This is a genomic window from Pantoea sp. B_9 (assembly GCF_008632015.1).
In the GTDB taxonomy this organism is placed as follows: Bacteria; Pseudomonadota; Gammaproteobacteria; order Enterobacterales; family Enterobacteriaceae; genus Pantoea; species Pantoea dispersa.
Genome location: NZ_VWVL01000018.1, coordinates 1 through 8,620, shown reverse-complemented (window position 1 = coordinate 8,620; position 8,620 = coordinate 1). Strand labels below are relative to the sequence as shown.

The window sequence follows — 8,620 nt, the reverse complement described above, 5'->3', positions numbered from 1 at the left end:
GCGCCTGAATGAGACTGCCGCGCGCATCCGCATCGGCCGGAGTCCGCTGCAGCAGTCGCTGATGCTGATGGCCATGAAGGATTCGCTGCAGGCTGCGCAGAACCGGCAGACTGCGAAGGACGCCGCCAGCGCCTCACGCCGCCTGATTTTTGTTTCTCAGCTGGCCGCCTGGAGCGACGCGGCCGATGAACGGCTGCAGTACACGCTTCCGCTGGGGCTGTTTGCCGGCTTTCCGGCGCTGGACCTGCCTGACGATATCAGGGACCGTCTCGCCCGGAGCTTTAGTCGTGAGCTGAGCGACTGGCGCAGCGGCGCCCGGGTGGTGATTATCTGCGAAACCGAGCCGCCGGAGACCGCCTTTATACGTAAAGATGGCCGTAACGTGCCGCGAAGCAGCTGCAGGGTTATCGACGTGGCGCTGATGACCGTCAGTCCGCGCTATATTCCGCTGGACTCCCGCTATGAGGGCATGGTTGAGTCGCTTTGATTGGTTATCTTATAAAATACTACTCTTTAGAAAAAAAATATTCACGCTGCAAAATTGATTAGGGGAAGAGGTGTGCCGATAAATTTCAGTCCAAAAGTTGGTGAAATCCTGGAATGTAATTTCGGGAGCTATCCTCTGGGAGCAGATGGAAAACCGGTGACTACCTTTTGGGATGGCCACCTGCCACCGGAAATGGTCAAGAACCGCTTGGTTGTTGTTCTGAACGGTAAGATAAACGGAAATGCCTGCATCATCGTTCCACTCTCTTCAACATGCGATCGGGATAAGCTGCATCGGGGTATGCACGTAGAGATTGGGGAAGCCGTGATTGAGGAATGCCGCTTCTTCTCTCAGCGTACCCGGTGGGCTAAAGCAGATCTGGTCCAGCAGGTCAGCCGCTACCGGCTTAACCGCGCCAGAACTGACAGAGGCTATCTGAACCAGTGCCTGTCTCGTGAACTTGTCGCGGAGGTTCAGAAAGCTGTCATCAAATCGATTAACGCATCCTGGATGCTTAAAGAACTGCCATGAAGTTGACGTCAGCGTCAGTTTCAGGGATAATTAACCCGTAGCCCATCGAGGCCCTTAAGTTTTCTCCCCTGTGAGGGACCTGCAAAACCCAGCCAATAAGCTGGGTTTTTGCCTTTCTGGCATCCTGCTAGCTCTTTGTATCTTTCCTGCGGACGATCAGTGTTCTGATAAATGCCGCGGCAAAATGAAGGGCCAGCTCTGCGTCATACTCCAGAACAGCGGAGTCTTTATTACTTCCGTGCCTTACCGCTGGCTCTGCGTTAGCGTAGGCGTAAAACTTTTCTACGATGGTTATGAGCATGGGCGAAACGCTGCCGTCCTTCCTCATCATCTTCAGAGCATCTCCCAGCGTTGACGCATCCGGGTAAAACGTCTTACATATGCTCTCAATCGCGCTTATGGACTCTTTAATGGAATTTTCAGCATCCCGGTGCGAGCCCAGCGCGAAGGCGCGGGCTTTGGCAAAGTGTGCTCTCGCCGGCCTGAACTCGTCTGCAAGCCTTTCCTCTGTACTTTTTACTTTCTCTTCAAGAAATGGCGGCAGAGGGAGTTCCAGCTGACCTGACTCATTCATTTTCCAGTCGATATTATATTCTGAGAAAAGTTCATTCACTCTCTGGCGGTAAGCTGAAAAAGAAACGGACTCGTTTTTCCTGCTTTGCGAAAAGTTGTCCTCTTCATCTATATAAATTATCCTCTCGGCCACCGTTTCTACAGTATCGTAAAAACGGAACCAGGGTATATTCATCACCAGGTTACGGAGAACTTCAATCGCCGGAGTATGACTAAGGTAATAGTCATCAGGCTCCTCATCCACCATGACGAGTATCTCATTAATAAGGTCATAAACAGGAATAGGCTTATTTTGCGATGCTTGGGACATGGCATCACATACGAGCCTTTCCAGAATATTTTTAAAATACTGTTTTCTTACCCATCTGGGTGCGTCATCCCGGAATGTCTTATTTATGAACTCCGGATCATATCCATGACGGTGTGAGAATTTCATTCTGGATTCCTGTAGAGGTACCGGCTTCATAAGCAGGCGGCAAAGAAATTAACAGGGATTATGCCACTCAGTTCTCTGCAAATCCTGCGGGTTATTTCCGTTCTGACAGCCCGTCCGAACTTTATAAAATAAAGAGTGCCCCGATTTCACCCTCTCTCTGTCTGCGCTAAAGCCCGCACCACCTGTTATCAGCTGACGGCATGGCTGTTTGGTGTCGGTCCGATCCGTTCTCAGAGCTGCAGCACCGGCTTACTTTTACCAGTGAGGCTATCACAATCCAGTTCGGTTTTTCAGGTAGAAAGCCGAATGTCCTCGTGTCACGGCCCAACCCCATCATCCAGGCGAGCACACGTTAAAAACCACAGCATATTGCGGCGGGCGACCCGGCGCCGGAAGAAGCAGTGTTTGCGACAATCGCCACATCTTCGGCTATCTGGCTAATATTGTATAAATAACCGAATTTACGCAGGGCGCCGGGAGAATTACCGCGCGGGACTTCATCACTCCCCTGCCTTATCATAGCGATCATCATTCACCGCCGGGGGCCCACATGCACTCGCCATACCCAGAAAACGCGCAGACGCTTCTACGTGAAAATCCGGGCACATTACCCCGTCCGGTTTCCCAGAATTCACACAGCGCCATCTCCCCGGTCATCGACTACCGGCTGGCGCTCGCCGTGCGGCGCGAGCTGGCCGGTGACGACAGCCTGCCCCGCTACCTGCTGGCGCCGGAGGTGGCGGTCCTGCTCGCGGCCGTTCCGGACCTGCACCGGCGGATGCTGTTTGAGTTTATCTGGAACACCGGGGCACGCATCAACGAGGCGCTGGCCATCCGGCCGGATGATATCGTGCTGGACAGCGTCCGCCCTCACGTCCGGCTCGTGACGCTCAAGCGGCAGCGCAATCCCAGACCCGGTAAGCCGCCGCCCGGCGCGCAGCGGCGTGTGCCCCTGCTCGACGCGGGCTTTGTATCGCGGCTGCGCGACCACCTCACCACCTTCTGCCCCAACCGACGCCGGCCGGTCTGGGAAGGACGCGGCGGCCGGCCGGTCACGGACGATACGGCGCGGAACTGGCTGAGCGATGCGGTGTCCCGGATCGCCGGGCAGGGGCTGTCGCTTTCACTGCCAAACCCTACCCCGCACACGCTCCGGCACAGCTATGCCATGCATCTCCTGTACTGCGGCATTATGCCGACCGTGCTTCAGGGCTGGCTCGGGCACGCGGACTTCCGGAACACGCAGATTTACATCCGCGTACTGCACATGGAAGCGGCGGCGGCGGGCAGCCGGCAGGTCAGCTTCGGAATGGATCCCAGCGAGGCAGCCGGACTGCTGCGCCCCTGATGTTCTTAATGGTACAATTACACTGTAAATACATTTTTGTATTTACAGTGTAATTGCTTTGACTTTACCAGACCTCTCGTTTATAACGCCTCTTATCTTTACTTCGTAAATACATAAAAGTAATTGCACTGTATATACGTTGTGGTGTGTCACTCGGGAGGAAAAAATGATTATCATGATGGGATCGCCAAAAGGCGGCGTGGGTAAGACAACACTGATTGCAAATCTCGCATCGCTGCTGCTGTCGCGGGGGAAAAGCGTGACCGTGCTGCGTGCGGACAAAAACGACGAGCTGGCCGATTTCTTTTCCCGCCGCGAAGAGGCCGGCCTGCCGATGTGTCCGCTCCATTCAGCCTGGGGCGACATTTCGCGTGAGATGAAGCGCCTGCAGAAAATGTCCGACATAGTCCTTGTCGACACGGCCGGTCACGACAGCATGGAGTTCCGCAGCGCGCTGACGGCCGCTGACGTGCTGCTTTCCCCGGTCAGGCCGTCCTCGCAGGGGGAGGTTGACAACATGAACAAGGTCAACGAGATGGTCCGCTACGTTCAGGCGAACGAGAATCCCTCGCTGAAGGGATATTTTCTTTTCAACCGGTGCAAGCCAAAAGCCACGGACGCCATCGAACTCACGCGCTCTCTCAGCGAAGACCCGAACTGGATCCCGGCGCTGCGCACCTGGATTAACCAGCTCGACGTTTTTGAATCCGCGTTTAACCTGGGCGCCGGCGTCCACGACGTGAGCAGCGCCAGCAGCCTGACTAAAGCAAGGGCGCTGATCGAGCTGCTTGCTGACGAAATCGGCCTGTAATGCTGATGTAATTACGAATTATCTACAATGTATTTACATCATCCGGAGTGAGGAACCGTTCTGAGCGATGGACTTCTTCATCATCCGCTGACGCTCATTCCGGCGCTGCTTCTGGCTGGCGTTATGCGCGTAGCATCGCTTTTCAGAGCAGGAAGACTTCATCACCACGGGAGTTGTGCTCATCGCCAGAGGTATGCAGAACATGCGCGGCGAAAGGCGCAATACACCACGGACATGGGCGGAAGTGAACTCATGCGGACTGCGCAGCGTGAGTTTCGGTTGCGTTGGCCAGCTTCCTCCTCCCGGTTCCTGCCGGGCGGCTCATCCTGTGGGCTGCGGTGGCGCTTATGCATGACAGACATAATTGAAACGCTTTTGTTGTCGATACAATGCATGTACGGTGTATGTACAATGTAATTTTCTGGAGATTTACATGGTTAAGTTAAAAACCCCCCTGAAATCCACATCGCCGGCCCCGGCCCCGGCTCTGGCAGCTGACCGGCTGGCTCCGGAGCCGCAGGTTTCAGCAAAGGGCAGCACAGCCCGCTTTATCAGACAGGGCGACAGCCGTCCATCAACAGGGACGCAGCCGACCAATTTCCGGCTGCCGACGGGTATCATTGACATGCTGGATGAGGAGGCGCAGGCCACCGGTCAGAACAAGACAACCATTCTGAAGGCCGCTTTACTGGCTTACTGTACCAGCATGGACCAGAACGAGAAAAACCGCTGGTTGCTTGAAGCACCGAAATACTGACATGCGGAACCCTGATTATCACTACCCGGTATGGGCGTAATGAGTACACTCCGGGTTGATTAACAGATTTTGTGTTTACATTGTAAAGACGTATGTGTATGTACAGTGTAAATCAGTTTTTGTATTTACGCTGTGTCGTTTTTTCGTTGAATGGAGTGTCCGGGTGAGAATATCGCATTTTACCGGGGGCTTTCTGGGCCTCAAAAAGCTCAGCGATGCTGAACAAAAAAATATCGCCGAGTGGGGGTTTCTGCTGAGTGCGGTTTTTATCGTGCCGCTCTTCTTCCTGCCGCATGCCAGCGAACTGGTCAAAATCGGCCTGCAGCTGCTGTGGGGCGCCTGCGTGTCGCGCGCGGCGTTCATGGCCAATGCTACCTGGAAGAAAAACAGCTCACGCTGAAGAACACAGAAAAAACGGAGGTGCAGAGGTGGAAATGCAAAAATTACTGCAGCAGGCGCGTGAACATGGGATAAAGCTGTCAACGTTTACGCAGTCAGCCGACATGTTTAAGGGCAGGATGCGCAGGCGGCGTCCTGCGTTTGAAGACTGGATCCGTCAGCTTTCACGCAATGACAGGCTGCCTCGTGGTCGATACTTCCGCGGTAAGCAACCCGGCAGACCCCTGTATATTGTGGATGAGTTCTGGCACCGGTTTCCCTGAGTGACCGGGCGACAGGAACAAAACAATCCCTCTGCCTGAGCGCCCGATCAATGAAGTTATCAGTATACCCCGGTTATTGACCTGAAAGGCCCGGTCGTCCATAAAACCGGCGCAGCGTTCAGTGCCGGTGAATACCGCTGCGATCACCATCAGGGGGCGAACTGCGTCCCGGCGCATTGAACGTGATGGTGATGATCTTCCTTGCCAGTCCTTCTTCTGAAACGGCATCGTCCACACCGACATCCCTTATCAGCGGGCTGTCTTCTTCGATATGACGGGCTATATCTCTGAGCCACTCTGCCAGCATTTTTGTATTCATAGCTTTCTGCTCCGCGGTTGTTCAGTCGTCACAACCTTATCACAGCTGATAAAGGTAAGCAGACGGGCCGCCTGAATCTCCGGTGGGTCGTTCAGGGCACGGTACCCCGTACGGAGCAGGATAACTGAAAACGCCTGACGCCGGGGTAAAATGGCTGACCGGGCAGCGTAACGGACCGGCTGTTCAGTCATTCTCTGGGTTAAAGTCATCTTCTGCATCCGTTCCGCTCACCGACGGGGAAGGCGTATGCGCAGGCAGGGCAGGGCGATCCGGGCTGAGGTAGTGCGCGCGCACCCGGTCCGTGATGTCAGCCAGCAGCGCCGGCGTGGCGCCGAGGTACTCCACTGCCGCTTTACGGCCGTTACCGAGCTTATCATTGCCGTACGCATACCACGCGCCGGTCTTCGTCACGATTTTCGCGTCCACCGCCAGGTCCAGCACGTTGCCGGAGAAGTCCACGCCCTGACCGAACAGCAGCCGGAATTCTGCCTGGCGGAACGGCGGGGCAACCTTGTTCTTGACCACCTTCACCCGGATATCCTTACCGATGACGGCGTCACCTTCCTTTATGTTGCCGAAGGCGCGGACATCAAGGCGCACCGAGGCGTAAAACTTCAGCGCATTACCACCGGTGGTGGTCTCCGGGTTACCGAACATCACGCCAATCTTCATGCGCAGCTGGTTGATGAAGATGACCAGCGCCTGTGAGGTGCCGATGTTGCCCTTCAGTTTGCGCATGGCCTGGCTCATCATGCGCGCCTGCAGGCCAACGTGGGCGTCGCCGATTTCCCCCTCAATCTCGGCCTTCGGCACCAGCGCCGCCACCGAGTCCACCACGATGACGCTGACGGCGCCGGAGCGGACCAGGGCGTCGGTGATTTCCAGCGCCTGCTCGCCGGTGTCCGGCTGGGAAATCAGCAGGCTGTCGGTGTCCACGCCCAGCGCCGCCGCCCGCTTCGGGTCGAGGGCGTGCTCGGCGTCAATGAAGGCGCACTGTCTGCCGGCGCGCTGCGCGGCCGCGATGGCGTAGAGCGCCAGCGTGGTCTTGCCCGACGCTTCCGGACCGTAGATTTCACAGATGCGCCCGTAAGGGAGCCCGCCCCCCGTGGCGATATCCAGCCCCATAATGCCGGTGGGCTGCAGCGCCACGTCGAGGCTGCGGTCGTCGCCCAGTCGCATGATGGCGCCTTTACCGAACTGCTTTTCAATCTGCGCCATCGCGGCGGCCAGCGCCCTGGCGCGCTCGTCCTGCGTGGCGGGCTTTACCGCCTTCGGGGCGGCGGGTTTTATCAGTTTCTTCTCCGTCATGAATACCTCCTCAGAACGCAATGCATGTCGTGCCGGCAGGGCGGTCAGCCCGGCGCGGTGCCTCGTGTGGATAAGCCGTTGACAGCATGAACACGCTGCCAACCGCTTACCCACAGTCGCCATTTTTCCGGTGGCGTCGCAGGGACGTCTGCTCACGCACAATAAGGTGTCATTTTTTCTTTTTTAAAACGTTAAACAGACCGGGTGCGGACCCGGCCTGCCTCAGCGCACGCGGGCCACCGGGATGTCTGACCAGCGTGTGGTCCACGCCGGCGACAGCATGTCGCGCTTCATCTGCCAGCCGGCTCCGCTGTCCGTTCCCCTTCCGGCAAACCACACGCGGCCCTTACCCGTGTGGTTAATGTGGTCCACTGCCGCCATCAGCGCGGCGCTGTGCGGGCGGGGGCCGTCTTCTTCAAACAGGTTCAGCTGGCTCACCCCGTGCGGGGTAAAGTCGTCCAGCATGACGCCGGCCTTCATGTAGCGCCGGCCGTCCAGCCAGATGCGGTCCAGCGCGCGCAGCGCCGCCTTCACGATGTCCCGCGTGTCCTGCGTGGGCCGCGGCAGGGTTTCGCCCGCCTGGTTGCCGTAAAAAATCTCTCCCTGCGCGTGAGGCGAGGTGCGCACGAACACGCCCACGCGGCGGCAGTACTGGCGCTCCCCCCGGAGTTTCTCCGCCGCGCGCTCCGCGTGCTGACACACGGATGCCCGCATGGCGCCGTACTCCGTGACCCGCTCCCCGAACGAGCGGCTGCAGACTATCTGCTGCTTTGCGGGCGGCATCTCCTCCAGGGGAATGCAGGCCTCGCCGTTGAGCTCGCGCACGGTGCGCTCCAGCACCACGGAAAAGTTTTTGCGCATCATCGCGGGGCTGGCCTGCGCCAGCTGCAGGGCGGTGTCGATGCCCATGCCGTTCAGGCGCTTCGCGATGCGCCGGCCCACGCCCCAGACCTCCTCCACGGGCTGGCGGGCAAGCATCTTCTCCGCCCGCGCCCGGGTGGTGATGGCCAGCACGCCGCCAAACTGCGGCCACTCCTTGCCTGCCCACTGGGCGCTCTTGGCCAGCGTTTTGCTGGGGCCGATACTCGACCCGCAGATCCATACTCACGCAGTGGTGGCCAACGTGACGGAGCTGGACGGGAAGTGGAAAGCGCTGGCTACCGATGCGATCCACGGCGCCGGCTTCATCGAAACGGTGTACCGCAACCAGATAACGTACGGCAAAATTTACCGCAACCTGCTGAAAGGTAAGGCGGAGGAGATTGGGTATGAAACGTTGCCCACCGGCGGCCGGCACGACCTGTGGGAAATAAAGGGCTTTACCGGGGAGGTGCTGGACGAATTCTCATCGCGCCATCGTGAAATTCATGCGCGCGCAGGCGAAGACG

General features: G+C 57.6%; 10 protein-coding genes and 1 pseudogene. 7 read left to right on the top strand and 4 right to left on the bottom strand.

What is annotated here, in order from left to right:
• Both F3I21_RS22975 and F3I21_RS22970 read left to right on the top strand, forming a co-directional pair.
• Positions 1 to 487: DUF1173 family protein (locus F3I21_RS22975; RefSeq protein ID WP_223815741.1), on the top strand; the 487-nt coding region annotated here is incomplete at its 5' end.
• A 72-nt stretch (positions 488 to 559) separates the two neighbouring features.
• The gene (locus F3I21_RS22970; RefSeq protein ID WP_150059884.1) at positions 560 to 1,018 is read left to right on the top strand and encodes a type II toxin-antitoxin system PemK/MazF family toxin; all 459 of its coding nucleotides are present in this window, start codon (positions 560 to 562) and stop codon (positions 1,016 to 1,018) included.
• Between the two features lie 127 nt (positions 1,019 to 1,145).
• Here F3I21_RS22970 and F3I21_RS22965 read toward each other — a convergent pair whose 3' ends face one another.
• Positions 1,146 to 2,027 (bottom strand): AbiJ-NTD4 domain-containing protein, encoded by an 882-nt coding sequence (locus tag F3I21_RS22965; protein WP_150059883.1) that lies wholly within the window; start codon positions 2,025 to 2,027, stop codon positions 1,146 to 1,148.
• A 550-nt stretch (positions 2,028 to 2,577) separates the two neighbouring features.
• On the opposite strand from F3I21_RS22965, the gene F3I21_RS22960 reads away from it, so the two are divergent.
• From F3I21_RS22960 to F3I21_RS22945, 4 genes are all read left to right on the top strand, one after another.
• Complete coding sequence (locus F3I21_RS22960; RefSeq protein WP_125311981.1) at positions 2,578 to 3,375, top strand: tyrosine-type recombinase/integrase; 798 nt, start codon at positions 2,578 to 2,580, stop codon at positions 3,373 to 3,375.
• A 166-nt stretch (positions 3,376 to 3,541) separates the two neighbouring features.
• Positions 3,542 to 4,186 (top strand): ParA family protein, encoded by a 645-nt coding sequence (locus F3I21_RS22955; protein ID WP_088516911.1) that lies wholly within the window; start codon positions 3,542 to 3,544, stop codon positions 4,184 to 4,186.
• Positions 4,187 to 4,619: 433 nt separating this feature from the next.
• Complete coding sequence (locus tag F3I21_RS22950) at positions 4,620 to 4,943, top strand: stability/partitioning determinant (RefSeq protein ID WP_150059882.1); 324 nt, start codon at positions 4,620 to 4,622, stop codon at positions 4,941 to 4,943.
• Positions 4,944 to 5,106: 163 nt separating this feature from the next.
• On the top strand, positions 5,107 to 5,343 hold the full coding sequence (locus tag F3I21_RS22945; protein WP_088516909.1) for a hypothetical protein: 237 nt from the start codon (positions 5,107 to 5,109) through the stop codon (positions 5,341 to 5,343).
• Positions 5,344 to 5,723: 380 nt separating this feature from the next.
• Here F3I21_RS22945 and F3I21_RS22935 read toward each other — a convergent pair whose 3' ends face one another.
• The 3 genes and pseudogenes from F3I21_RS22935 to umuC all read right to left on the bottom strand — a co-directional run.
• A complete protein-coding gene (locus tag F3I21_RS22935; protein ID WP_150059880.1) occupies positions 5,724 to 5,924 on the bottom strand; it encodes a hypothetical protein in 201 nt (66 codons plus the stop codon).
• A gap of 183 nt (positions 5,925 to 6,107) precedes the next feature.
• A complete protein-coding gene (recA, locus tag F3I21_RS22930; protein WP_150059879.1) occupies positions 6,108 to 7,232 on the bottom strand; it encodes a recombinase RecA in 1,125 nt (374 codons plus the stop codon).
• 222 nt (positions 7,233 to 7,454) lie between these two features.
• Positions 7,455 to 8,324, bottom strand: a pseudogene (gene umuC / locus F3I21_RS22925) (translesion error-prone DNA polymerase V subunit UmuC); the annotation flags it as partial.
• Between umuC and F3I21_RS22920 the strand changes: the two are divergent.
• On the top strand, positions 8,236 to 8,620 hold a 385-nt coding region (locus F3I21_RS22920), incomplete at its 3' end, for a relaxase domain-containing protein (RefSeq protein WP_150059877.1). The pseudogene umuC and the gene F3I21_RS22920 overlap by 89 nt on opposite strands.